This is a genomic window from Leeia aquatica (assembly GCF_012641365.1).
Classification (GTDB): domain Bacteria; phylum Pseudomonadota; class Gammaproteobacteria; order Burkholderiales; family Leeiaceae; genus Leeia; species Leeia aquatica.
The window spans coordinates 133,363-159,449 of the sequence record NZ_JABAIM010000001.1 but is presented as its reverse complement, the minus strand read 5'-3'; the positions used below and the strand labels follow the sequence as shown (position 1 = coordinate 159,449).

At 55.6% G+C, this 26,087-nt stretch carries 16 protein-coding genes and 1 pseudogene; 14 read left to right on the top strand and 3 right to left on the bottom strand.

The window, feature by feature from the left end:
* Positions 1–128: 128 nt before the first annotated feature.
* Entirely contained in the window at positions 129–2,597 is a 2,469-nt protein-coding gene (locus HF682_RS17985) for a putative bifunctional diguanylate cyclase/phosphodiesterase (protein ID WP_168875362.1), read from the top strand.
* Positions 2,597–3,517: a LysR family transcriptional regulator gene (locus HF682_RS00800; RefSeq protein ID WP_168875361.1), complete on the top strand. Its 921-nt coding sequence runs from the start codon at positions 2,597–2,599 to the stop codon at positions 3,515–3,517. Before HF682_RS17985 ends, HF682_RS00800 begins: the two co-directional genes overlap by 1 nt.
* On the opposite strand, the gene pdxH is transcribed toward HF682_RS00800, so the two are convergent.
* Both pdxH and aceA read right to left on the bottom strand, forming a co-directional pair.
* The gene (pdxH, locus tag HF682_RS00795) at positions 3,498–4,139 is read right to left on the bottom strand and encodes a pyridoxamine 5'-phosphate oxidase (RefSeq protein WP_168875360.1); all 642 of its coding nucleotides are present in this window, start codon (positions 4,137–4,139) and stop codon (positions 3,498–3,500) included. The genes HF682_RS00800 and pdxH overlap by 20 nt on opposite strands.
* Before the next feature lie 129 nt (positions 4,140–4,268).
* A complete protein-coding gene (gene aceA, locus HF682_RS00790) occupies positions 4,269–5,549 on the bottom strand; it encodes an isocitrate lyase (protein WP_168875359.1) in 1,281 nt (426 codons plus the stop codon).
* 499 nt (positions 5,550–6,048) lie between these two features.
* On the opposite strand from aceA, the gene smpB reads away from it, so the two are divergent.
* The 8 genes from smpB to HF682_RS00750 all read left to right on the top strand — a co-directional run bounded on the left by smpB (position 6,049) and on the right by HF682_RS00750 (position 19,613).
* Entirely contained in the window at positions 6,049–6,498 is a 450-nt protein-coding gene (gene smpB, locus HF682_RS00785) for an SsrA-binding protein SmpB (RefSeq protein ID WP_168875358.1), read from the top strand.
* Between the two features lie 60 nt (positions 6,499–6,558).
* The gene (gene guaA, locus HF682_RS00780; protein WP_168875357.1) at positions 6,559–8,133 is read left to right on the top strand and encodes a glutamine-hydrolyzing GMP synthase; all 1,575 of its coding nucleotides are present in this window, start codon (positions 6,559–6,561) and stop codon (positions 8,131–8,133) included.
* Between the two features lie 368 nt (positions 8,134–8,501).
* Positions 8,502–9,722, top strand: coding sequence for a tyrosine-type recombinase/integrase (locus tag HF682_RS00775; protein ID WP_205881855.1), 1,221 nt, complete (start codon positions 8,502–8,504; stop codon positions 9,720–9,722).
* The gene (locus tag HF682_RS00770; protein WP_168875356.1) at positions 9,719–11,062 is read left to right on the top strand and encodes a site-specific integrase; all 1,344 of its coding nucleotides are present in this window, start codon (positions 9,719–9,721) and stop codon (positions 11,060–11,062) included. Before HF682_RS00775 ends, HF682_RS00770 begins: the two co-directional genes overlap by 4 nt.
* A gap of 130 nt (positions 11,063–11,192) precedes the next feature.
* A complete protein-coding gene (locus HF682_RS00765; RefSeq protein WP_168875355.1) occupies positions 11,193–13,520 on the top strand; it encodes a hypothetical protein in 2,328 nt (775 codons plus the stop codon).
* Positions 13,507–13,992 carry a hypothetical protein gene (locus HF682_RS00760; protein ID WP_168875354.1) on the top strand — a complete coding sequence of 162 codons (486 nt, stop codon included), beginning with the start codon at positions 13,507–13,509 and terminating at the stop codon, positions 13,990–13,992. The genes HF682_RS00765 and HF682_RS00760 overlap by 14 nt, the downstream gene beginning before the upstream one ends.
* Before the next feature lie 471 nt (positions 13,993–14,463).
* Positions 14,464–17,088, top strand: coding sequence for a hypothetical protein (locus HF682_RS00755; RefSeq protein WP_168875353.1), 2,625 nt, complete (start codon positions 14,464–14,466; stop codon positions 17,086–17,088).
* The gene (locus tag HF682_RS00750) at positions 17,085–19,613 is read left to right on the top strand and encodes an amidohydrolase family protein (protein ID WP_168875352.1); all 2,529 of its coding nucleotides are present in this window, start codon (positions 17,085–17,087) and stop codon (positions 19,611–19,613) included. The genes HF682_RS00755 and HF682_RS00750 overlap by 4 nt, the downstream gene beginning before the upstream one ends.
* 326 nt (positions 19,614–19,939) lie before the next feature.
* Here HF682_RS00750 and HF682_RS00745 read toward each other — a convergent pair.
* Positions 19,940–20,392, bottom strand: a pseudogene (locus HF682_RS00745) (integrase core domain-containing protein); the annotation flags it as partial.
* A gap of 102 nt (positions 20,393–20,494) precedes the next feature.
* On the opposite strand from HF682_RS00745, the gene HF682_RS00740 reads away from it, so the two are divergent.
* The 4 genes from HF682_RS00740 to HF682_RS00725 are packed head-to-tail and all read left to right on the top strand — an operon-like array spanning position 20,495 to position 26,080.
* Positions 20,495–20,698 (top strand): helix-turn-helix domain-containing protein, encoded by a 204-nt coding sequence (locus HF682_RS00740; protein ID WP_168875351.1) that lies wholly within the window; start codon positions 20,495–20,497, stop codon positions 20,696–20,698.
* Positions 20,698–23,979, top strand: coding sequence for a helicase-related protein (locus tag HF682_RS00735; protein WP_168875350.1), 3,282 nt, complete (start codon positions 20,698–20,700; stop codon positions 23,977–23,979). The genes HF682_RS00740 and HF682_RS00735 overlap by 1 nt, the downstream gene beginning before the upstream one ends.
* A complete protein-coding gene (locus HF682_RS00730; protein WP_168875349.1) occupies positions 23,976–24,668 on the top strand; it encodes a DUF4391 domain-containing protein in 693 nt (230 codons plus the stop codon). Before HF682_RS00735 ends, HF682_RS00730 begins: the two co-directional genes overlap by 4 nt.
* Before the next feature lie 2 nt (positions 24,669–24,670).
* A complete protein-coding gene (locus tag HF682_RS00725; RefSeq protein WP_168875348.1) occupies positions 24,671–26,080 on the top strand; it encodes a DUF2130 domain-containing protein in 1,410 nt (469 codons plus the stop codon).
* Positions 26,081–26,087: the final 7 nt, after the last annotated feature.

The following is a 26,087-nucleotide window of genomic DNA, read 5'->3' as shown; positions in this document are numbered from 1 at the left end:
CATAGTGCGTTTTCAGAGCAGCCTGCCGGGATACACGCACACCATGCTGGCCGCATGGGCAGGGCTGTCGTACACTGCAGGCATGCATCTGCTTTTTACTGGGCCACAGACAAAAATGGGTTGTCACCGTGAGTGCTGAGACCAGCGCCTTGCTTAAGCCTTATCTGGACCCTGCCCCCAGGGCAAACCACCCACATCTTGACCAACTGATTCAGCAGCGGTTGGTGGGTGGCGAAAAAATCGCCAGTCAGTTACTTCCAGAGCTTGAAGGGGTGTATGCACAGGCGCACTCACTCCATCGGGACGACGAGCTGCTGTGTCTGTATTGGCTGATTCGCTGCTGGTGTGAGGCCGCCCTGGAGTCCAGCGCACTGGTCCGATGCGAGCGCTTTGCCACTTTGCTGTCCGACTGCCCGAATGAGGCATTTCGTGAGCAAGGGTACCTGTTGCTGGCGCACGTCCAGATGCTGTCGATAGGCATTGGTGCCGCAATGGCCAGCTTTGGACATCTGCCGATGTCATCCCGGCAGGTTGCCAGCCCATGGGGGCGTGCGCTCCACTTGCTGGTTCAAGGTCGTATTGAACGAGAGCAGCGGCAGTATGCTGCAGCCATTACCCACCTGCGTGCCGCCGTTGCCGGTTTTGCGGATACGGGCAGCCCCGGCTGGCAAGCGTTGGCTTTGACCTGGCTGGGCACCACCCTGAAGCGGGACCAGCAATGGGAGGCCAGCCTCAGTAGCCATGAGGCCGCCGCCAAACTGGCGGAGGAAGCAGAACTTCCGCTACTGCATATGGGCATCCTGGCCAATATGTATGACCCATTGGCGGAGCTGGGTCGACTGGATGTGGCGGCAGAACGCCTGCAGCAAGCCTGGCAGATCCATGACTGGAGTTTGCCGCCCGCCTGTACCTGGCTGGGGCTGCTGTACAGCAATACTGCATTGCTGGAGGCGGAGCGGGGGCATTTTGACGAGGCCTTGCGGCTATCGGATGAGTCAATCCGTCTGGACCTGTGGCAACAGCGCTACGGGGTAGCGGCTCATGGCTATCATGAAAAAGCGGACATCCTGAGCCGGGCAGGTCGCCATCAGCAGGCGGTGCAGGCGCTCAAGGAGTCATTCCGGCAACGGGAGCTCTACCTGCAGGATGTCTTCCAGCATCAGCTGGATGCCTTGCTCAGTCAACTGGATCTGGCGCACGCCCGCCTGGAGCAGCAACGCCTGCAGGCCACCGCCAGCGAACTGGAAGCCATGGTGGACGCACGCACCCAGGCTTTACGCAAAGAAATGGCCGAGCGGGCGCTGGCCGAAGCCGCGTATCGCCATCAGGCCAGCCACGACAGCCTGACCGGCTTGCTGAACCGGGCGGGCATGCTGGACTGGCTGCAACAGCAGGCCGGAGGCCAAGCCTACCAGCTAATCTTGCTGGACCTGCACGAGTTTACCCGCCTGAATGACACCTTAGGCCATCAAGCAGGTGACCGGGTCCTGATTGAACTGGCGCAGCGCTTGCAGAATCGGGTCATGCCGGGGGATGCGGTAGCCCGCATCGGCGGCGGCATGCTACTGCTGGCGCTGAAAGAGCCGGATGCCTATCAGCGGTTGCGGGCCTGCCAGCAGGCCGTCGCCTTGCCTTTTTCGGGCCAGGATGGCGAGCCGGTTCGCATCGCCGCGCATTGGGGCGGCAGTCGCTACCCGGAGGACAGTCACGACCCCGACCTGCTGATCCGTTATGCGTCGATTGCAGCCAACCTGAGCCTGGAACAGCTGTCGGCGGATGTCACCTATTTTGTCCCAGACATGTCACTTAACCTGAGCCGCCGCGCCATTCTGGAGCGGGACCTGCATGAGGTGCACCAGCGTGGCGAGCTTCAGTTTGCCTACCAGCCCATTTTCCAGTTGAGTGATCAGCGGGTTGTCGGGCTGGAGTTGTTGCTGCGCTGGCAGCACCCCAGTCTGGGTGACGTGGCACCGGCAGAGTTCATCCCCATTCTGGAGGAAACCGGTTTGATCCACCCGGTAGGGGACTGGGTTTTGCAGCAGGGCATTGCCCAGTTGACCGCATGGCACCAAGCGGGGGCCAACATCACGCTGGCCGTGAATATCTCGGCTGTACAACTGGCCGATGCCCACTTTGAGGCGCGGTTGTCCAGTCTGCTGAAACATAGCCAGCTGCCACACAATGTACTGGAGCTGGAGCTGACAGAAAGTGCATTGCTTTCACAGCCCGAGCAGGTGTGTACCACCCTGCAGCGGCTGGCAGAGCTTGGCGTTCCCTGCTCACTGGATGACTTTGGCACCGGCTACTCCAGCCTCAGCTACCTGGCCCAATTACCGATCCGCAAGCTCAAAGTGGACCGCAGCTTCATCATCAGCATGCTGGATAACCCAGCCAGCATGCAAGTCACCAAAGCGATTGTGTCGCTTGGGCATGGGCTGGGAATTCCACTGATTGCGGAAGGGCTTGATCAGCCCGAGCAACTGCGGGCCGTCGCGGCATTGGGTTGCACGCTGGGGCAGGGCTTTTTGTGTGCACAGCCGATGAATGCGAGCGATATCTGGGCCTTGATTCGCCCTGATCGGGTGATGCTGGCCTGATGGATGCGTTTAAGCAAATCGCAGCCTTTGTGGCTGTGGCCACCCAAGGGGGGCTCTCTGCCGCTGCCCGCGTGGAAGGGGTTACACCTGCCATCATGGGACGACGGCTGGATGCGCTGGAGGCTCGTCTGGGGGTCAAACTGCTACAGCGTACCACCCGTCGCCTCTCGCTGACCTTTGAGGGTAGTGCGTTTCTGGAGAACTGTCAGCGGCTGCTCACGGATCTGGCGAATGCGGAAGCTTCAGTTACGCTCGGCAGCATTCGCGCCAGCGGTCATGTGCGCCTGACGGCGCCAGCAGGCTTTGGCCGCCGTCACGTTGCGCCGCTGCTGGCGGCCTTTTGCCGCCAGCACCCCGAGGTTCAAGTCAGCCTCGACTTGTCAGATCGCATGGTGGATCTGGTCAATGAAGGCATGGATTGCGCCATTCGCATCAATGGCGAGCATGATCACAATCTGGTGAGCATCAAGCTGGCAGAAAACCGGCGGCTGGTGGTGGCCAGCCCGGCCTATCTGGCGGAACGCGGTACGCCACAAACCCTGGAAGACTTGTCACAGCATCATTGCCTGCTGCTGGGCAGCAGTAACCAGCAGCGTGGCTGGCAGTTTCAGCGCCAGGGCGAACGTGTCACCATCAAGGTGCAAGGCCCGCTGTGCTGCAATGATGGTGCGGTCCTGCACGAATGGGCGCTGGCCGGGATGGGGCTGGCCTGGCGCAGCCTGTGGGAAGTGGGAGACGATCTGCGTGCCGGAAGACTGCTCACTGTACTGGATGCCTTCCGGACGCCGGCCAGCCATATTGATATGGTCTTCCCGCAGCAGCGTCAAATGCCGCTACGGGTTCGCCTGCTGATCGATTACCTGAAAACCTGCTATGCAGCGCCGGGCTACTGGGGCACGATCACGGCGCCAGACGGCTGACCTGCCAGCCACCCGCCTGCTGCCGAAGGTACTGCACCCGGTCATGCAGGCGGCTGGGGCGCCCTTGCCAGAACTCCAGCCGGTCCGGAATCACCTGATAGCCGCCCCAATGTGGCGGACGCGGGACGTGCAACACATACTTGAGGCCAAACTCGGCCGCGCGGGTCACCAGCACACTCTTGCCACTGATTTCCTGGCTTTGTTCCGAGGCCCATGCACCAATCCGGCTGGCATAAGGGCGGCTGGCAAAATACTGGTCTGATGCTTCGCCAGGCAGCTTTTCAATCCGGCCCTCAATCCGTACCTGTCGCTCCAGCTCCGGCCAGAAGAAGGTCAACGATACAAAAGGTGTGGCATCAATCTGCTGGCCTTTGCGGCTTTGATAATTGGTGAAAAACTGCAAGCCACCAGCTTCCACCCCCTTCAGCAGCACAATCCGCCCACTGGGCCGGCCATCCGCACCAACGGTTGCCAGATGCATGGCAGTTGGCTCCGGTACCTTGGCCTGCAGCGCCTCATCCAGCCAGCGCTGAAACTGAGCAACCGGATCGGCCAGACAATCGTCCGGTGACAGTTCCTGCTTGGCGTAGTCCTGGCGAATATCGGCGAGAGAGGTGGTCATGGTGCTGGGTATCCTGAGGACAGTGAGGTGCCTATTGTCACCCGCCATGGCCTGTATGTGCAATGCACAACGGCCACCCGAAGGTGGCCGTTGCAGGGCAGGGCGATGCCCTTGGAGCCACAGTATTGCTTAGTGGAACTGCTCTTCTTCGGTCGACCCCTTCAGGGCGGTGGTCGAAGACTGGCCGCCTTGAATGGTCTGGGTCACCGCATCGAAATAACCAGTGCCGACTTCACGCTGATGCTTCACGGCAGTGAAGCCACGCTCGGCGGCGGCAAATTCGTTCTGCTGCAGCTCCACGAAGGCCGTCATGTTCTCGCGGGCATAGCCATAGGCCAGGTTGAACATCGAGTAATTCAGGCTATGGAAACCAGCCAGCGTGATGAACTGGAACTTGTAGCCCATGGCACCCAGCTCGCGCTGGAACTTGGCAATGGTGGCATCGTCCAGGTTCTTCTTCCAGTTGAACGATGGTGAGCAGTTGTAAGCCAGCATCTTGCCGGGGAACTGGGCGTGGATGGCCTCAGCAAACTTGCGGGCATACTCCAGATCCGGCTTGCCGGTTTCGCACCAGATCAGGTCGGCATACGGGGCATAGGCCAGACCGCGGCTGATGGACTGCTCCAGGCCCGGCTTCACACGGTAGAACCCCTCCACCGTACGCTCACCAGTGCAGAACGGCTGGTCACGCTCGTCCACGTCGGACGTCAGCAGGTCAGCGGCTTCAGCATCCGTACGCGCCACCAGCAGGGTAGGGACGCCATACAGGTCAGCTGCAAGACGGGCAGCAACCAGTTTTTCAACGGCTTCACGGGTCGGCACCAGCACTTTACCCCCCATGTGGCCACACTTTTTCACCGAGGCCAGCTGATCTTCAAAGTGCACGCCTGCCGCACCGGCTTCAATCATGCCCTTCATCAGCTCGTGCGCGTTCAGCACACCTCCGAAACCGGCTTCCGCATCTGCCACGATGGGTGCAAAAAAGTCGATGTCATCATTGCCTTCGGCGTGATGCAGCTGATCCGCACGCTGAAAGGTATTGTTGATGCGGCGAACCACTGCAGGCACCGAGTTTGCCGGGTACAACGACTGGTCCGGATACATTTCGCCGCCCAGGTTGGCATCAGCGGCCACTTGCCAGCCCGACAGGTAGATGGCCTTCAGGCCAGCCTTGACCTGCTGCATGGCCTGATTGCCGGTCAGCGCGCCCAGCGCGTTGACGAACGGTTCTTCGTTCAGCAGCTTCCACAGCTTCTCAGCGCCACGGCGAGCCAGCGTGTGCTCAATCTGTACCGAGCCACGCAGGCGCTCGACATCCGCAGCACTGTAGCCACGGGTAATGCCTTTCCAGCGCGGGTTTTCATCCCAGTCCTTCTGGATGGCGGCAATGCGTTGTTCACGAGTGGTCATGCGTGTTCCCCTTTTTTGGTTTGGTCGTGTCTCTACTGCTCGACGCCGGGGTCACGCGAAGGCTGGTCACCGGCGTCAGGACTGCTCGCCTGCCAGCAAACCGGGGTTTGCCAATGAAGGCGGACAGTGTTGCTGCATTTGCGTTACGGCAAAGAGCGTCCTGCGTTGGGTGCCAGAGATCGGGTCTGGTCATCCATCCCGGCCACCAGGTAACGGCGGCGGGCATGTGCAGGGCAAGTACCGGGTTGACGGCATTTGCAATGCACAACTGGATCATGTAACGCATTATATACACAAAACTTTCCATTATGTGCAACGCAACAATGAAAAGTGAGTTATGGTTCATTATATAGAATGTAGTGCCCATGTAGTCAAGCCATTGCCACGCTTTTTGCGGTATCAGCACCGCTCCGCAAATGCCTTACGCGGGGAGGGCGCCTTCTGGTATAATCATTGGCTCACTTTTACCTGACGCGCACTGGCCTTCGGTCACGCTGACATGAGCATCACCACCAACAAAAAAGCCTTTCACGACTACTTCATCGAAGAACGCCTCGAAGCCGGCTTGGTGCTGGAAGGGTGGGAGGTGAAGGCCATTCGTGCAGGCCGTGTGCAGCTGAAGGAATCCTACGTGCGCCCCTTGCGTGGCGCGTTCTACCTGATCGGCTGCCACATCACGCCGCTCAACACTGCCAGCACCCACGTGACCCCCGATGTGATCCGCAACCGCAAGCTGCTGCTGCATGCGCGCGAGATTGCCAAACTGATCGGCAAAGTAGAGCGCTCCGGCTATACCCTCGTTGCGCTGGACCTGCACTACAGCAAGGGCCGCGTGAAGCTGGAGATCGGGTTGGGCAAAGGCAAGAAAATGCACGACAAGCGGGATACCGCGCGGGAAAAGGATGCGCAGCGGGAGATGCAGCGCGCCATGAAGCAGCAGAAGAGATAGCATTCAAAACACTGAGCGGGCTGCGGCCCGCTCAGTGCGTTTTCAGACGGGAGAAGGTATATGGATAAGGTTCTCATTCTGGATTTCGGCTCGCAAGTCACGCAGCTGATTGCCCGCCGCGTGCGCGAAGCACACGTCTACAGTGAGATTCACCCCTTCGATGTCAGCATCGAATTCATTCGCAACTTCAACCCCAAGGCCATTATCCTTTCCGGCGGCCCCAACTCGGTGTACGAAAGCGATTACCAGGCCACGCCGGAGCTGTTTACCCTTGGCGTGCCGGTTCTAGGCATCTGTTACGGGATGCAGTGGATGGCACAAGCGCTGGGTGGCAAGGTCGAGAGCGGCCATGTGCGTGAATTTGGTTATGCCGCCATCCGCGCCCGTGGCCACTCCGCACTGTTCCGCGACATTCAGGACCGCTGCAATGAAGAGGGCCATGGCCTGCTGGATGTCTGGATGAGCCACGGTGACAAGGTGACCGCCCTGCCGGAAGGCTTTAAGCTGATTGCCAGCAATGACGCTTGCCCGATTGCCGCCATGGCAGACGAAGCACGCCGCTTCTATGCCGTACAGTTCCACCCGGAAGTGACTCACACCAAGCAAGGCACCGCAATCATCAGCCGCTTTGTGCTGGAGATTGCCGGTGCACAGCCATCTTGGGTGATGAAAGACTATATCGAAACCGCTGTAGCCCGCATTCGTGAGCAAGTGGGTAGCGATGAGGTGATCCTCGGTCTCTCTGGTGGGGTAGACTCGTCAGTTGCCGCCGCACTGATTCACCGTGCCATTGGCGACCAGCTGACCTGCGTGTTTGTCGACCACGGTCTGCTGCGCTACCGCGAAGCCGAGCAGGTGATGGACATGTTTGCCGGCAATCTGGGCGTCAAGGTGATTCACGTCCACGCCGCAGCAGACTTCATGAAGCATCTGGCAGGCGTTAGCGACCCGGAACAGAAGCGCAAGATCATTGGCCGCGAGTTCGTGGAAGTGTTCCAGCGTGAATCCGCCAAGCTACCCAAAGCCAAATGGCTGGCTCAAGGCACCATCTATCCGGACGTGATCGAATCCGCCGGTGCCAAAACCGGCAAAGCTCACACCATCAAGAGTCACCACAACGTCGGTGGCCTGCCGGACACCTTGCATCTGCAGCTGCTGGAGCCGCTGCGCGAACTGTTTAAGGATGAAGTCCGTGAGCTGGGCGTTGAGCTCGGTCTGCCGCACCATATGGTCTACCGCCATCCCTTCCCGGGCCCGGGCCTCGGCGTGCGTGTGCTCGGTGAGGTGAAAGCCGAATATGTGGAGCTGCTGCAACGCGCCGACGCCATCTTCATTGAAGAGCTGCGCAACAGCCGCAATGCCGAAGGCAAAAGCTGGTACGAACTCACCAGCCAGGCCTTCGCCGTATTCCTGCCAGTGAAATCGGTCGGCGTAATGGGCGATGGCCGCACCTACGACTACGTGGTCGCCCTGCGTGCCGTCGTCACCAGCGACTTCATGACCGCCCACTGGGCCGAGTTACCCTACGATCTGCTGGGCCGCGTCTCCAACCGCATCATCAACGAAGTGCGCGGCATCAACCGGGTAGTCTACGATGTGAGCGGAAAACCACCCGCAACGATCGAGTGGGAATGATTGCGCATCTGGCCGAGGCTGGTATCAAATGGTGCATGCATAGCGAAAGCCCGCAATGTTTGCGGGCTTTTTCTTTCTAGATTCCATGATGGTGTATAGCTGAAGCAACATTATTTTACATAATACAAATTATGCGAAAATCGGGTAATTCACAGAGTGTTGCACATTTTTGATGTTATTACCTTTTATAAAGCAACAGATATTTAAAAAAAGGTCACATACGTCACATACATTATTTTTGTTTGTGACCTAGAACGTTGACACTGTCGTAGCTTGTCGGCAGCCGCCGACCGGCGTAGCCTACTGTCCACAAATACACAGTGTCTTGCTTTTGACCACTGCAGTAAGTTCATCTTGGTAGCGACAACTTGCTGAAACACGTTTGGGCCCGCCACATTCCTCTGGTTTTACAAGAGCCAGCACTCTTTGACGAGGCTGGGTTACCCAGATATTGGGCAACGATCTGGTCAATGTACCAGACCTCGGACCTGGCTTTATCCAGCAAGCGTAAGGTGCTGAGCTATGTTGAGGCCCTATACCAGTTTTCTGATGCCCTACATGGACCGGGCATACTCGACGATGCCTTGTTCAGTATCGATGTCGAGACGCTGGGAGAGCTCCTCGAGGCCTATTTCGTTTCGATTCGGAATCAACCAAACATCAACGAAACCGCTCAATTGAGGTGGCAAACGGCATTTCGATTCGTAAATGACATCATTTATCGTCTGAGCAAGAGCAATTTGCCGGTCTCCCAGCTCCAAGTGATCAAGGGGCGGCTGGATCACCTTGGCACGCTTTACTCACAGCTTCGCATCGGCAAAAAACGGACCCAAGACAGCCTGCGTGCGCTTCCATCTACAGTTGTTGAGGCGCTGTATAAACTGCTTGATCCTGTCGCGTCTGATAACCCATTTCGTGATGCCACATCCAGGTGGCGTGCATTTCTCGTGTTCATTTTGTTGCTTCACCAAGGATTGAGACGCGGCGAACTCCTGATGTTGGCATCGGATGCCATTAAACATGGGGTTGATTCAAAATTGGGCCGCGATCGCTATTGGCTATCCGTGGTTGAGAATCCATATGAGGATGAGGATCAGCGATACAGCATACCAAGCATCAAGACAGTAAATTCCATACGGCAAATTCCGGTCAGTGAGCTGACTGCTCGCATCGTTCAGGGCTATGTTGAGAATTATCGAGGCAAGCCGGCACATTCATATCTGATGAACTCTCAACGTGGGAGCCCGCTATCAGCCGAGTCTGTCACAAAGCTGTTCCAGAAAATCACAGCATCTCTGCCGGCATCCGTCCTGAAAGATCTGAAGGACAGGACTGGAAAGATATCCATTTCTGCCCATGACTTGCGGCACACCTGTGCGGTTGTTAGATTGAATCAGCTTTTGAATCAAGGGGATTCAATGGATGAAGCACTCCAAAAGATGCGAACATTTTTTGGGTGGGCACGCTCGTCAGATATGCCTCGGAAATATGCGCGTGCCGTGTTCGAGGATCGGCTAGCATCGGTCTGGAACAATGTCTTTGATGACCGCGTCGTAGTCTTGCGCGCAATTCCGGAGCATAAGGGATGACCTCAGCAACTGCCAACTCTCATGAACCATGGGAGGAATTTACCATAGCTGTACCAGACCTGCCATCTGTTATTCGCTATTACGACGACTTCCTCGATAAATCCTGTTCGCTTCAGCACCCCACTGAGAATGATGTTTGGTCAATATCGATATCAGGGTCAATCGAGTCGCTCGATTTTGGAGAGTTTCATCCTGTGTTTCGCCCAATCCTAAAGCATTGGTGCTGTAACCAGATGCAAACAATGGCTGTCAGCACGGCTCAAGTAAGATTTCAAAGGTTGCGTAATATTTTACCAAACGACTTGCTCCTCATCCTTAGTTCAGCTCCAACGACAGTACGGCAAATTTGGCAGGAGCTCATATCGAAAGCATACAGACACAATGAAATGGGCTCTTTGAAGAGCATCCTATATCACTTCTGTAAGTTCAATTTGGCAGGGTGGTCATCGCAATACGCTGAGTTTCTATCCACTTTGGCTTTCCCTTATGTTGACAAATATGCGAGTGTGCGCTGTGGTGACGTTTTCCTGAGCGTTGATGAGGAGGCCGTGCTTGTCGCGCATTTTGACGAGATGAGCGACATCATTACCAGGCACCCTCAGATGGTAAATGACGAGGAACTACGGACAACATCGGTCCTTCTATGCGCGTTTCAGTTTGGGCTTCGGCCAATGCAGATTGGCATGCTCCAAATGCGTGATATTCGGATCTGGGCGAATGCGAAGGACACTAACGCCTCTGTGCATCTGACCTTCAGGATGATTAAACAGCGGTCCAAGAACAAGGCACAACCTCTCATGCGCAAAGTAAAACGAGAGTGGGCTCCTTTGTTCATTGAGCTTTACGAACGCGCTATCCGCGCTGGACTGAGTGGTGAAGGCCGAATATTTGATGTTTCGAGTGCGCGCGAAACTGGCTATATCATCACGAAGGCTACCACCGCCCTCCTCCCTGAGCCACGCAGTGCAACCGAGCTCAGGCATACTGCAGCCCAACGGTTAGTGGATGCGGGTGCTAGTCAGGAGGAATTGGCTGAATCCATGGGCCATAGTGATATTGATACTGGGCTTGTCTATTTCCAGGCATCAGCCAATCAAGCCGAGCGAGTCAATGCGGCCCTAGGCATTTCCGAAATCTATCAGCAGGTTACAAAAATCGCACATGACCGGTTCATCGATGAAAGGGAACTGGCAGTGCTCCCCATGGCATTCCGATATCTGGTATCGGCGCCTGTTCAATTGGTCAGCCCTCCTGCCCAACGAACCCGGTCACCGCATGCTACGGATGCTTCAAATTCATGCCCCTCAACGATCCAGAAATTCATCGACAGGTGTTGTTAGATTTCCGGTCTGTCGTCACATTTTTCTCAGACGCGTCGAAAGGGGATGAAAATTCACCGGCATATATCCAGTTGAAGCGAACGATATCAAACGTCCAGTCCATCATCGCCGAAATTGAGGGAGACGGTCAATGAATGAACATTTCTATGCGTTCATTGATTTTGGTCGTCGCATTGCCAGTGAGCGTGGGGTGAATTGGGATGTTCGGCTGCTGACTGATGGAACTGCGGTTCCAGAGGAGGCCTGGAACATCACGCAATTTGTTGGTGACTCCCCTCCCCCCGTTCATTGGGTTCGCGATTTTGGACTTGATGCCAAGGCATTGCTGGTTCTGAATGAGAGACGCAAGCAACAAGACCTTCCTGCTCTTCCCAAGACATCACTATCACCAGGCTGGCTGGACCTTCTGAAGGCCGTCATAGTAGAACAATTGTTCTACCGCAAAAACTCGACAGGGCACGTCATCGGCAATGTGGTTAGACCACTGCGCGTTTTGGCTACTGTTGTTGATGGTCGTGAGCCATGGGAGTTGCGAGTAGATGATGTTGTAGGAGCATTCGAGCTCGCGAAGGGGCTTCAGGCGTCAGGGAAACTGGCAGATCTGATTCTAGGTCTCGTTAAAACCCTGATCGATGCCAATCACATCGCCGATATCGGGCCAATCGCCCCTGCCCTCTCCATGAAAAGACACGGCGTCAGAGGGAAACGAGCACGTTACACGAAATCAATGGATGAGCTTCGTTCTGACCTGGAGGAACGGAAGCGTGCCGAAAAACTACCGGACCGGCGTGCATTTTGGGAACTTGTTCGGATTGTGTTTACTGAACAGCCACGGAGCATTCTCGATCTACTACGTTTTACACAGACCAAAATCATGTTGCTTTGTGGGCTTCGTGCTGGTGAAGCCTGCCTCTTACCCGCAGACTGGAAGCGGGTTCGAGAGTACTACGATACCTCTGGCCGTGCTGCCGGTGAGCTTGGCGGCTACTCGACAGCCATGATGCTCCGGTACTTTGCAGAGAAACAACAAACCCCTAATTCTGATAGCGTGGCACTTTTCGAAACAGCGCAGTATGTGCCGTCAATGTTCGAGGCCGCTCTGACTGAAACACTGAGCGAAGTGGCCAGAATTACGCAACCATTACGTGAGACGCTTCGCCGCCAGGTAGAAGAGAAACGGATTCTTCCTTGGTTCAGGCGAGATCAGTTAGTCTCAGCGATTGAGCTATATCCATACCTCACAGGCAATCCGATATTACTGGCGTTGCCAAATCAGGAACAAGATCAATGGCAGTCACGATATCGAGACAGATTTGATGGCCAAGTGTTTGACGAAATGTATGATTACCAACTTCGGCAAATAAACTCTGCCTCTAGCTCGTTGAATACCGCGCTGTACGTATTCTATAATCGATTAAAAGGAAAAATTACCTTCAGACGGCAGGATGGCACCGAATATCACGACTCACAAATGCAATGGAAAAAGGTGTTCTTACGGGTTGATGAAATTGAGGACCACCTGTTGAGATTAACAACCAAATTATCTGATCGATCTCCATTTCGCTTATCTCCGGCTGGAGAGATCCAGACGTGGGAGTTGATGTTCCTGATGCCTAAAAGGGCGTTAGCTGAAGGTCGAAACGATGGCCTTTGTGACATCACGCGGTATTACTCGGTTGGTCGATTCAGTCCAGACATGATGCATCATGCGATTGGTGGGAACGAAGGTTGCAGCGGCTCGACCCTCTTCGAGTCTTACAGCGGTTCAGATGAAGATCGGATGTTGACTCTGAATCCACATGCGCTAAGGCACCTGCAAAACACGGAGCTCTTCCGGCTAGGGGTAGCCGATACGATCATCACCAAACGGTTCAATCGCCGAAGTGTGGCACAGAGCTACGAATACGACCATCGCAGCCTGGCAGAGGACCTGGAAGGCATTGAGCTGCCCTTGGAAGTGGAGGTGTCGTTGGGACGCAAGGCAGCAACCGTGGCACGAATGATCAAGGCTGGCAAGGCGAGCGGGCCAATTGTCGATGCATTCAAAAACATCCAGCAAACTCATGGTGAAGATGCTGCATTCGAATTCCTCAAGCTAGAGGCTGACGGCTTTCACTCAACTCCCTATGGACACTGCATCAATAGTTTTACGGTCGACCCCTGCCCCAAGCATCTGGAGTGCTTTGCCGGATGTCGGCACCTTACTGCAACCGGAATGCCACAACACCACGCGCATCTTGTGCAATTGGAGGGGCGCCTGAAGGATGCAGTGAAGGCTATTGAATCACGCTCGGCAAAGGCTGTCGGTAGAGATAACCAGCTCATTCATGCCAAGAACCGACTTGCTGCGGTCAAACAGATTTTGGTGACACCCGAGGGCATGCCAGTCTTCCCTGATGGAGCGGATCTTTCTAAAACAGCAAATACGCCAAGGAGCGTGCTAGATGGCTACGAATAGGTCCGATTCAAATAATCAAGGTGATGAATTGCTGATACAGATCCTTGATGACTTATTGTATCAAAATGTGGATATCACTGCCCGTGCAGTGGCACGTCTGCATCCTCATATTGGTCATGCTTCAACAATCACATGCAACCTACCTCGCTCTGAACTGGTGGCTCAGTATCAGGCTAAGCAACAAGATATCCGTAAACACATAAGTCGCCTGACAAAACGATCCAAGGAGTCTACGGCAGCTGAACTGGAAAGCAAGGATCGGAGAATTGCAGAGTTGGAAAGGCAGGTTGACCTGCTTCGCGCATCACACTTAGCCATGATCCGTGCTGTTGGAGAATTGGGGGGGGGTATGAATAAGTGGGTTAAATTCTTTGAGGGGTATAAAGATGCTCGAGATCAGCTGTATCAATTGGATGCAATGCCATTAACTTTAATTGGTAATACGCAGAGTGGGGAGAAAACGGATATTTAGTCCAACATGACTGGGGACCATCAAGCTGACGATCGGTTAGTCAAAATCGGTGCTGACTCACCACTGTTCTCACGATCAGAAAATGCACGATCTGCTGCCCCCCGCGGCATCCCCCCAAAAATCAAGGAGGGGCACTCCCGTGGGCTTTAAACCAGCGACGTTGCAGATGACCACAGCCATATATAGGAGTTCAGACTTGATCTAACGGTCGACCTGTTTTGATGATGCCTGATAGTCAGATTGGCGCTGTGCTCCATTTCGATAAAGATACGCCCTCAATTAAAACGGGTAACCCCACCTCTCGACAAGGCTTGACTGTCTGATCAAGTCTGAACTTCTACAATTTATTCTCCCATGCTAGAGTTATTTGCTTAGGATCCAAAGCCAAACTCGGTACAGCCCAGCGAGTCGCTCTCGCCTGTCGAGGAAGTATGGGGTGGCCCCAATGTTCGAAGCTTCAGGAGGTACCACTTGAGCCAACTTACACCTGAACCAGCGCAATCTTCAGAAATTCTCATTCGTCTCGAACAAGGGGACAATGCCAATGCGCTATCAATCGACCAACTTGTCCACAGAGAGAACTACGAGCATCTTCGGGATCAGGTCATCAAACACCTCGAGACCTTAGGTGCTACAGAATCAGCCTCAATGTATGACCTCCCTGCCAGCAGTGGCTGGACCCAATTTATAGATGGGACACGAGGAGCTGGCAAGTCGACATTCCTTAGCTCTGTAAAAGTCGCCCTTGAGAATGACACTAGGGTGAACGGCCATCTTGCCTTCATCAACCCGATCGACCCAAGTCGCATTGAGCGCAGCGAAATCATCCTCCTTGTGATACTGCAACAGCTTCGCAAGCGAGTTGACGATGCTCTCAAAGTGCAGTGCCGACCTCAAGATGAACCTCTGCGAGCGGAATGGCATCGCACCTTCAAGGGCGTCGCCGGTGGGTTGAGTCTGTTCGCCAAGGACCACCACCCGCTTAACGATCTGGACCCGGATCTGTTCCTCGAATGGGGGCTTGAACGTGCTGGCGATAGCACGAACCTTCGAACCAAGCTCCACAGCCTGTTTTCCACGGCCTGCCGTATCCTGGGTGTACGTGCGCTCATGTTTGCCTTTGACGATGCCGACACGGACGCCTCACATGCGGTCAGCCTGTTGGAGTGTTTCCGGAAATATTTGGATGCCCCTCTCATCATGATTCTGGTGACAGGAGACCTAGAGCTCTACTCGCTACTCGTGCGCCAGCACTTCGCGCAAACGGTCGCAGGCAAGCGCGAAGCAGCACTGGAACTTCCACGTCGTTCAACACAAGGGGATCGCTCGGCCCAGTACCTGCGTATGATTGACCACCTAGAAGAGCAGTATCTGCTCAAGCTCTTCCCGATCCGCAGGCGCATGCAACTGCAGCCGCTCTGGAATGTCATGCTTCGAACGAACTGCCGAGTGTCGCATCCCGCTTGGGGGGGGGTGATCCACATCAAGGATGTCGTCCAGGCGATTGTCAAACGCGGACTGCGCGTCAAAACCAGTGGCGACGTTGCCACTTATGTTGAGTTCCTGCTCAAACAGCCTCTGCGCTCGGTGCTGCAGGTCATGACCAGCTGTGCACCGTATATGGACGGCTCATCGAGCTCCACATTGGCATCTGCATCGTGGTCAACCGAATTATCGACTGCACTCAGTCGCGCTCTGCAAGCCCTGGCACTGACCAGCCTCTACAAGTTCTCCGTCGACACCGATGCCATTGCTGCGCAGGAACTCCCTGCGTTAACGCAGGCTGTATTCGATCTATCCCTTCTGGATGGAGACATTGATACCGCCCCGTATCTCCGGGCGATGTCGGCTGAACAGGACGTCCGAGTCAGCTTTGCAGCCCTGGCCGCAGAGGTACCCCATTTCTGTGCGGAGCGACCAGGGATGGCATTGCGTTATTTACTGCGTGGACCCGGTAGTGTCTCGCTCTACGCTCTCGCCCGTACTCATCTCGGGGAGAAAGACACCGCCTCATTCGATCGTGCCTCTCAGTTCAAGTCGTATCTGGGGATTGGCCGGCGAGAAGACAGCCTTGACTGGGCTCGGCGCGCCACTGCAGTCATCGCCCTGCCTTACAGCATCAACCCCAAGGCCCGCGTCGTGCTCCCCGGAGTGGTCGGATTGAATCGGAAAGGGCGCACGTCGGAGCACACCGCTCGAACCACGATCCGACTTGCTGTCAATATGGATACAATCAAGCGGCTACCTGTCTTTGCCCTGAGCATGGTCGACGTAGCGAGTGGCGCCGGTACTCGCACTTATGGGTCCATCTTCACGCTATTGGGCCTCATTGAGAAGCTGCTCTCCGCAGATTCGGAAAATGATCAGGAAGCTCGCACGATCTTCGACCGTGCATATCCGTCGTTGACTGTAACCGCCCCCAACTGGTCGCCTCAAGGAAGCACAGCAGATTTGGAAGACGCGGAGGCGTCAGATCCTGCAAACCCTGGTACTGAAGCTTCTAAGCAAGAGGAGCTGTGGAGTGACATCAATAAATGGCGTCAAGATGCACTGCAGTTGGCTAAGGCAATATCTCCTTCTGCCATCTTGCTCGGCAAGGTTTGGACACGACTCTTCTTCAGTCTACAGAAGGCCTCTGAGGAGTTGAGACCCAAGTCGGACTTCGGCGAAGTGATGGAGATCTTTGCGCTCTGCATCATCAATGCCTTCCTCGTTGAAGAGGCAGAGCATCACCTCTCGGCCTCGCTCGGCACGTCAACCGTCAATTTGCGCATCGACAGGAACAACCCTCGATCTTCAGCTGTTTGGTTTGTCAACAAACTCAAGACTATGCAGCCCCAACGACACGATTTCCCTTTGACGTCGATAGTAGCGACATGCCCGCTGCTCCTGGGACTGCTCGATGTAGACTGGGACTATGCCGACGCACTGAAGCCACTGTTTCCCGAGGGCACAGAGATGACTTCAATTGAGGAACTGCTGCGCCCCAAGGCAGTAGCTGAAAAGATGCAGAAAGTCTCCATCGTAGGCCAGTTGCGGAATTCTTCGAAATCACCAGCGAAGTCTGACAAGGCAGACCAGGCCCCCGCAGAATGAGCACCCAAGCCGCGTCTATCGGCTCGCTCCTCTCGGCCTTGTTGCTGTCGGACCACCGAGTCCTGCGACGTTCCTGGGAGACACCCTTCACGCGACCGTTGGAATGGTCTGAGTTGCGGGAACCGACCTATCTTGCCTATCAGCCGTGGGCAGCCCGGTTCCCGGATCATGTGTTCGACTCTGCGTGGCGATTCCTGGTTTCCCGCCAACAGCCAGCCCAAGGGGCCCTGCTAACAACGATAAATGCCCTCATCGACGAATTCCTGGAGTTGAGGCATGGAGCGGTGCGCATCCGTCGTGATCTCCTGGGCGCCTGGCAGCAGGGCGTGGCCAGCCGGGTCTCTTTGCTCCCGATCCAGGCCGCCGCAGACGTGTCCCTCGGTGTCGGGAGGTACACCTTGGACGGTTCCTTTCGCTTGCAGCCTGTCTCGTTCGATAGGGGGGGCTCCCCGTGGCGACGGCAGGTTCTGCCCCTGCTCCGGCCCGAAGAGGCCGCGGTCGCCGACTATGTGGAGCGGGAGGGTTTGCATGAGACGCATTTGCATTTAAATGGTAGTACACATGCCGAGATCTGCTGGCTTCGCGCAATTCGCAATCCACACACTGAGACAAGAGAGTTCGTCGACGCGTGGACCCGTGGCAAGAATTCCGGGCGTATTCGCGAACTGGTCGGGCAAGCGAATCCCGATCTGACGCCGCAGGCCTTCTATCTGCATCTGCGGGCCGCAAGCCGCCTTCGTGCATGGCTTGTCGGCGCCGCTGAAGACAGGATTGCGCCGGATGCACTCCTGCCCGCGTCTTGTCAATACTTGACCGCTGCAGCTAACGATGAGTGGTCTGTAGGGCTGCGAGAGCCAGCTCCATCGTGGCGAAACGAGTCCGATATCGAAGACGAACTTACTTGGATGGCAGGTCTAATCACCAGGCTCCTGCAACGGCCGAGCATGCAGTTGACCCGCATGTTTCACACCTACCTGCTACTGTCGAACGAATACTATCGATTGCTTGTCCAGAGCGAGGCGCAGTACGGCTTTGACCAGTTTCAGAAGTTCACGCTAACGGAGCTTCGCGAGCCTGCAGAACGGGACTATCTAACACGCTTCCATGCGATACATGGGCCCCGGTTGGCAACCAGCACGGTAGGGTATCTGGAAGGGCGCTTCGCACCCAAGGATACCCCAGTGAAGGCTTACAAACTCTTCAAGGCCATCTTGGGCGGCTACCTTGAGTACCTGAGAGACACGGCAAACATCGGACACCCACGCGGCAAGCCTGCTCGCACCCTATCGGCTTTATTGACCCAGCTGGATGGATACTTCATGCGGCCGGACATTCAGCACCGAAGCGTCCACCGCCTGACACTCGTGGCACACTTCATCAAACAACCTTGGTCTTTAGCTCAGCTGCACCAAGCGGGTCCTTTCCGCCACTACCCACTCGAACGTCAGCTACGTCGGGTGGCTGGTGTTTTGCTCTCGATGCTTGCCCGATGGCCTCGACTCCAGAATTGGGTACGGGGTATTGATGCCGCTGCTAACGAACTGCATGCACCACCAGATGTATTCGCTCCGGTCTTCCGTGTCTGCCGACGAGCAGGTCTCACCCGGCACACTTTCCACGCAGGTGAGGACTTCCGTCACCTGCTGTCAGGGATCGCTACGATGTGGGAAGCATTGACACTGCTGGATCTGCGGGACGGCGACCGCATCGGTCATGGCACGGTCATGGGAATCAGACCAACATTGTGGCTTGATCGCATGCCGGGCACGATCATTCTGTCCCGGGGCGAGTGGATGCAGGGTGTGCTAGCTGCGTGGCAACTTCTGCGGGATGGACCAGAGACTCAGGCGTGCGCATTCCGACTGCAGCGAGAACTGGAAGAGGTTGCTGGGCAAATCTTCGGACACTCGCTGCCGGCTCGCGATGTGGAGCGCGCAATGGCACTTCGAGGGCTAAGCCGCTACGACTTGATGCAACAGCAAACTGGCGAGGAAAACTCGCACCACACGCCCCTGAACGAGTTTTGGCGCGAGGAGGCCGAGCTAGTCCGGTTAACGTGCAAGAGCCAACCCCAGCCAGTCGAATTGCTCTGGAAGTGGTTGAGCGACAAGAATGTGCAAGCGCGTACGGAGGAACTGATTGCCAAGGAAGCTCATTTCCTAGATGCACCAACTTACGTCCGATTGCAGCAAGCTCTCATGCAGCATGTGGCCGATCGGGGCGTACTCATTGAGACTCTACCGTCAAGCAATGTTCGGATTAGTCAGTACAACAACATTGACGAGCACCACTCACTACGGTGGATGCGAGTGCCAGGATATGTCGAAGAAGGCGACCCGGAAATCATGGTGTGCCTCGGCTCTGACGACCCAGGTATCTTCGCTGGCGACCTAGAAACCGAGTTCTACCTGTTGTATGGTGCACTACGACGAGCTGGATTAGGCGATTCGGAGGCCTTAGGTCGACTTCGCGTGTTAAACGAACGTGGCAGAACCTATCGCTTCCACCATCCCATACTGGCGTGATCGGGGGACTCTGTGCCGTCATTCAATGATCGCTACCACGGATGGTTAGTAATAAATCACCCCATCCCGTACATGTAGAAGTTCAGACTTGGTCTGACTGTCGACCCGTTTTGACGGTTTCCGATTGTCAGATCAGCTCAGATTGTCGACCTTTTCCTTCCATGCGAGTTTATCCCTAATCAGCGTTTGCAGCGCGGTGCGACCACATCACATCTCGCCCAAGTGGTTGCGCTCACAATTGCAATACCCCCCCCAGGCATCTAGGCCCTGTTACACCGCATTCAGTGCGAGGTACAGCTTGCGCCGGAACCGACGGTCCTCCATCTTCAGTAGCACCCCGCTTTAAAGTCCGGGGGTAGTTTAACAGCTCTTTCCGCCAGTAGCCGGGCATACTCGGAGGGCGTCAGCCCTCCCAGTGCCTTCTTCGGGCGCGCTTCATTGTACTCGCACCGCCAGGCTTCAATCAGCACTCGGGCATGGGCCAGACTCATGAACCAGTGCTCGTTCAGACATTCATCCCGCAAGCGGCCATTGAAGGATTCAATGTAAGCATTCTGGTTCGGCTTGCCCGGTTCGATCTGCCGTAAGGCTATGCCACGCTGCTGCGCCCAGCCCTGCATTGCCCGTCCGCAGAATTCCTTGCCATTGTCCGTGCGAATCACTTGTGGCAAGCCGCGAGTTTGACCGATCTGATCCAATAGCCAGGTCAGCAGCTCACCGCTGATGGCGCGCTCCACCACCACAGCCACCGCCTCATGGGTGGCATCATCCACGGTAATATTGTAGTGCGCCAAAGCAAAATTGGTTGGTCAGAATGAAACCTGTATGGAAGAATTGGCAACTATTGGCAAACTCCATTCATCATCGATAAAGGCAAGACGATGGAACACCCGGAAGGTGAAATTCTGACCCTGGACGAGGTGGCCACCTATTTGAAAGCGGGTAAGCGCACCATCTACCGCCTTGCGGTCGAGGGCAAGCTCCCAGCTTTCAAGTTGGGCGGAACGTGGCGCTTCCGTCGAAGTGACCTGGAAGAGTGGATTGCCGCAAATCTGACCAACAAGAATTCGAGGGCAAGTGACTGATGGAACTGATCGACAACATCAGCCGCCTACTGGGCGATGATCTCAAGCAGACCCTTAGGCCAGGTGCGAGCCTGAAGATCGCAGCCTCGTGCTTTTCGATGTATGCATTCGAGTCACTGAAAGCAGAGCTAGAGAAAATTGACGAGCTTCAGTTCATCTTTACTTCGCCAACGTTCACTGCGGACGAAGTCACTGACAGAATACGAAAGGAACGTCGGGAGTTCCACATCCCCAAGCTGGATCGTGAGCGCAGCCTATATGGCAGTGAGTTTGAAATCCAATTGCGCAATAAGTTGACCCAGCGCGCGATCGCAAAAGAGTGCGCAAACTGGATGCGGCGTAAAGCAACCTTCAGATCCAATCGCAACAAGGCACCGATGCAGCAGTTCGCCTGTGTTCAAGCTGCTACTGATACTGTGTATATGCCACTGCATGGTTTTACTGCCGTGGATCTAGGCTACCAGCAGGGCAACGCTGTCTCCAACCTCGTCAACAAAATGGACGAGCCGACTTTTACGGCGGCCTACCTCAGTCTGTTTAACCAGATCTGGCAAGACCCCGAGAAATTGGAAGATGTGACTGTACAGATTTGTGACCACATTGCGTCTGTGTACCGGGAAAACTCGCCCGAGAGCATCTATTTCCTGATGCTCTACAACATTTTCAATGAGTTCTTGGACGACATCAACGAGGATGTCCTGCCGAACGATCGTACGGGTTACCAAGACACGCTCATCTGGAACAAGCTCTTCAACTACCAGAAAGATGCGGCCACTGGAATCATCAATAAACTGGAAACCTACAGCGGCTGTATCCTGGCCGACAGCGTTGGCTTGGGTAAGACCTTCACGGCCCTAGCGGTCGTCAAGTATTATGAGCTGCGTAACAAGTCAGTCTTGGTGTTATGCCCCAAGAAGCTGGCGGACAACTGGCAGAACTACAACCGCAATCTCAAAACCAACGTCTTTGCCCGTGACCGGTTCAACTACGACGTACTTTGTCATACCGACCTCAGCCGCGCTAGTGGCGAGTCGTTTGGCACACCGCTAAACCGCATCAGCTGGGGCAACTACGACCTCGTCGTCATCGACGAGTCGCATAACTTCCGCAATAACGACGCCTACAAGGACAAGGAAACACGCTACCAGAAGCTGATGAACAAGGTCATCAAGGAGGGCGTAAAAACCAAGGTACTGATGCTTTCAGCCACCCCGGTGAACAACCGCTTCAATGACCTGCGCAACCAACTGGCACTGGCCTACGAGGGCGACTCTGAGAATCTCAGCAAGAAGCTGCGCACCGGCAAGACGGTAGAGGACATTTTCCGTGGTGCACAGGCCAGCTTCAACACATGGGTAAAGCTTCCACCGGAAGAGCGCACAGCGCGGGCCATCCTGGACTCGTTGGATTTCGACTTCTTCGAGTTGCTCGACAGCGTCACCATCGCACGCTCCCGGAAACATATCCAGACCTTTTACGATACCAAGGACATCGGCCAATTCCCAGAGCGCCGCAAACCCTTGTCGTTCCACAGCCCGCTCACACAGCGAACGGACGTGATGAGCTTCAACGAGATCTTCGAGCAACTGTCCCTGCTCAAGCTCGCCGTGTACGCGCCGATCAGCTACATCCTGCCTAGTCGGCTCAAGAAGTACGAGGAGATGTACGACACGCAGGTGTCAGGCGGCAAAGGCAAGCTCAAGCAAGCCGACCGCGAAAAGAGCCTGCAGGCATTGATGACGACCAACCTGCTCAAGCGTCTTGAAAGCTCGATTGAGTCCTTCCGCTTGACGCTCCAGTCCCTGCGTGCGAACCACACGAATACGCTGGCCAAGATCAACACGTTCAACCAGACCGGCAACGTCGCCAGCATTGATGACCTGACCGACCAGTTGGAAAACCTCGACGCGGACGACGACGATCTGCCCACCATTGGGGGCAGCGACGAATCTGAAAAAATAGGTGGCAAGGTCAAGATCAGTCTCGCCGACATGGACTTGCCTTCTTGGGAGCACGAGTTGAAGGTCGATCTGGAAATCATTGATGCCTTGCTGGCGTCGATGAACAAGATCACGCCTGCCGATGACGCCAAGCTGCAGCACCTGAAGGCACTGGTTCTCGAGAAGATCGCAGCACCGCTGAATCCCGGCAACAAGAAGGTGCTGATCTTCACCGCCTTCGCCGACACCGCTGACTATCTGTATGCCAATTTGGCTCCGGAGTTACTGGCCACACAGACCCTGCACAGCGCGCAAGTCACCGGCAAAGGTGCGCCGAAGTCCACGCTCAAGAAGAGCTACGACTTCCAGGAACTGCTCACCCTCTTCTCGCCGCGTTCGAAGGAGAAAGCCATCGTGCTGCCCAACGAAGCGGCAGAGATTGACTTGCTGATCGGCACCGATTGCATCTCTGAAGGCCAGAACCTGCAGGACTGCGACTACCTCATCAACTACGACATCCACTGGAACCCCGTGCGCATCATCCAGCGCTTCGGCCGTGTGGATCGCATCGGCTCGCCCAACAGCAACATCCAGCTGGTCAACTACTGGCCAGACATCTCGCTCGACGAGTACATCAACCTCAAGGAGCGGGTTGAGAGTCGAATGATGATTGCCGACGTCACGGCCACCGGCGATGACAACGTGCTGAGCGCCCAAGCCAACGACGTGTCTTATCGCAAGGAGCAACTGCGACGCCTGCAAGAGGAAGTGATTGAGCTGGAGGACCTGAAGACCGGTGTGTCGATCACTGACCTCGGGCTCAATGACTTCCGCATGGACTTGCTCAACTATGTGAAGGCCAATGGCGAATTGAGCAACGTGCCAAGCGGGATGCACGCCGTAGTGCCTGCCAAGCCGGAGTTGGGCCTGCGCCCGGGCGTGATCTTCACGTTGCGTAACCGCAATCCAAGCGTCAACGTCAGCCAGCACAACCGGCTGCACCCTTACTACCTCGTCTACATCAACCGCGAGGGTGAAGTCATTCACGACCACACCGAGGTCAAGCGCTTGCTGGATCTGGTGCGCAGTTGCTGCAAGGGGCAAGCCCAGCCTATTCCGGATGCCTGTCGCCTGTTCAACAAGGAAACGGCCGATGGCCGCAAGATGCAGGTGTATTCGGACCTGCTTGGCAAGACCATTCGCTCCATGATCGAGGTGAAGGAAGAGAAGGATCTGGACAGCCTGTTCAGCGGCGGCAAGACCACCGCACTGGTCAATACCATCGCTGGGCTGGACGACTTCGAACTGATCACCTTCCTCGTGATTCAGGAGGTCGGATGAGTCTGCCCGCCCGATTCGAGTCGAATGCCGCGTTCATCAATTACCCGAAGCAAGCCGCTTTTGGCCGCACCCTGCCAAAGAACAAGATCTACGAACACAGCGGTGCCAATACGAGGCTGAAGGACTTGTTCGTCGAGCAGGTGGAGCAGATCGTCTGGCAATACAAGTTGGCACCAGAAACGATCAACCTGCCCGCCAAGCCGGGAGTGCCAGAGCTTCAGATCTTCTCGATCCAGCTCAAGACGTCGGAGCTGAATCTGGACGTTTTGCGCTGCATCGATGGCGCGGTGCAGTTTCCCATCATCTTCGAGCTGAGCTTTGATGGCCGAACACAGGTGATTGCCGCGTACAAGCGCCCGAACGAGTCAGACGCCAGCCGTTGGGGCTTGAGCGACTACTTTGCGACAGCCTGGTTGCCGAGTGACTGTGAGCGCGCCGCCATGCCCTTGGCACTCGACTTGGGCGGCTTGTATGAGCAGACGCTTCATCGCCTGATCCCCACGCCCGCGCGCCCACAAGAAAGCCTCGCTGACTTGGTCACCCGCGTTGAACAGGTTGCAGTCAAGCAGCGTGAGGTCGAGAAAGCTGCCGGCAGACTTGCCAAAGAAAAACAATTCAACCGCAAGGTAGAGATCAACGCGCACTTGAGACAGCTTAAAAACGAACTTGAAGAGCTTCGGGGGAAATAAGCATGCATGAAATCATCTGCCCTCATTGCGGCAAGGCTTTCAAGATCGATGAAGCTGGTTACGCAGACATTCTGAAACAGGTTCGTGATGCTGATTTCGAGAAGCAGCTGCACGAGCGTCTTGAACTGGCCGAACAGGACAAGCGCAATGCCGTCGAGCTGGCCCAAGCCAAAGCCTCTAGCGAGTTACAAAAGGCTGCTTCTGCCAAGGATGCTGAAATTCAGGAGTTGAAGGCCAAGCTCGAAGCTGGTGAGGTTGAGCGGAAGCTGGCAGTTAGCGAAGCTCTGAGTGCCGTGGAAAGAGACCGCGTCTCGCTGGCAGCAGCATTAGAGAAGGCGAAGCAAGAGAAAGAAGCTGCGTCCCAGCTGGCCGAGGCCAAACTTCTGAACGAATTGCAAAAGGCTGCAGCCACTAAGGATGCAGAGATCCAGAACCTGAAGGCCAAGATTGACGCAGGTGAGGTCGCGAAAAAGCTCGCTATTACCGAGGCAGTCGGTGTGGTAGTGAAAGAGCGGGACGAGCTGAAGAATGGACTTGATCGGGCGGCACTCGAAAAGCAGCTCGCCGAAACCGCGCTCAAAGACAAGTACGAAACGCAGCTCAAGGATCGCGATGGTGAGATCGTTCGCCTGCGGGACATGAAGGCGCGGCTGTCGACCAAGATGATTGGCGAAACCCTTGAGCAACACTGCGAGATCAAGTTCAACCGCCTGCGGGCAACCGCGTTTCCGAAGGCATACTTCGAGAAGGACAACGACGCGCGCACCGGCAGCAAGGGCGACTACATCTTCCGTGACATGGATGATGCAGGCACCGAGATCGTCTCGATCATGTTCGAGATGAAGAACGAAGGTGACGAAACAGCCACCAAGAAGAAAAACGAAGACTTCTTCAAGGAGCTCGACAAGGACCGTACCGAAAAAGGCTGCGAATACGCAGTGCTGGTCTCCCTGCTTGAGCCCGACAGTGAACTCTACAACTCGGGCATCGTTGATGTATTCCACCGCTATCCGAAGATGTACGTCGTCCGGCCGCAGTTCTTCATCCCTATCATCACACTACTACGCAATGCGGCGATGAAATCACTTCAATACAAGTCCGAGTTGGCACTGGTGAAGGCACAGAACATCGACATCACACACTTCGAAACCCAGCTCGACGACTTCAAGACCGCATTCGGGCGCAACTGGCGTCTAGCTTCGGACGGCTTTGAAGAAGCGGTCAAACGCATCGACGAAGCTATCAAGGATCTGGAAAAGACCAAAGAAGCGCTACACAAGTCGGCCAACAATCTACGGCTTGCCAACGACAAGGCTGAAGACCTAACGGTCAAGCGGCTCACACGTGGCAATCCGACGATGGCTGCGAAGTTTTCCGAGCTCAAACACCAAGACAATTCTGACGCCGAATAAGGCCAAT

Coding starts and splice junctions, on each gene's coding strand:
- HF682_RS00730 (WP_168875349.1), top strand. CDS start 23,976: ATGAGTCTGCCCGCCCGATTCGAGTCGAATGCCGCGTTCATCAATTAC.
- smpB (WP_168875358.1), top strand. CDS start 6,049: ATGAGCATCACCACCAACAAAAAAGCCTTTCACGACTACTTCATCGAA.
- HF682_RS00765 (WP_168875355.1), top strand. CDS start 11,193: ATGAATGAACATTTCTATGCGTTCATTGATTTTGGTCGTCGCATTGCC.
- HF682_RS00725 (WP_168875348.1), top strand. CDS start 24,671: ATGCATGAAATCATCTGCCCTCATTGCGGCAAGGCTTTCAAGATCGAT.
- HF682_RS00735 (WP_168875350.1), top strand. CDS start 20,698: ATGGAACTGATCGACAACATCAGCCGCCTACTGGGCGATGATCTCAAG.
- HF682_RS00770 (WP_168875356.1), top strand. CDS start 9,719: ATGACCTCAGCAACTGCCAACTCTCATGAACCATGGGAGGAATTTACC.
- HF682_RS00740 (WP_168875351.1), top strand. CDS start 20,495: ATGGAACACCCGGAAGGTGAAATTCTGACCCTGGACGAGGTGGCCACC.
- aceA (WP_168875359.1), bottom strand. CDS start 5,549: ATGACCACTCGTGAACAACGCATTGCCGCCATCCAGAAGGACTGGGAT.
- HF682_RS00800 (WP_168875361.1), top strand. CDS start 2,597: ATGGATGCGTTTAAGCAAATCGCAGCCTTTGTGGCTGTGGCCACCCAA.
- pdxH (WP_168875360.1), bottom strand. CDS start 4,139: ATGACCACCTCTCTCGCCGATATTCGCCAGGACTACGCCAAGCAGGAA.
- HF682_RS00760 (WP_168875354.1), top strand. CDS start 13,507: ATGGCTACGAATAGGTCCGATTCAAATAATCAAGGTGATGAATTGCTG.
- guaA (WP_168875357.1), top strand. CDS start 6,559: ATGGATAAGGTTCTCATTCTGGATTTCGGCTCGCAAGTCACGCAGCTG.
- HF682_RS00750 (WP_168875352.1), top strand. CDS start 17,085: ATGAGCACCCAAGCCGCGTCTATCGGCTCGCTCCTCTCGGCCTTGTTG.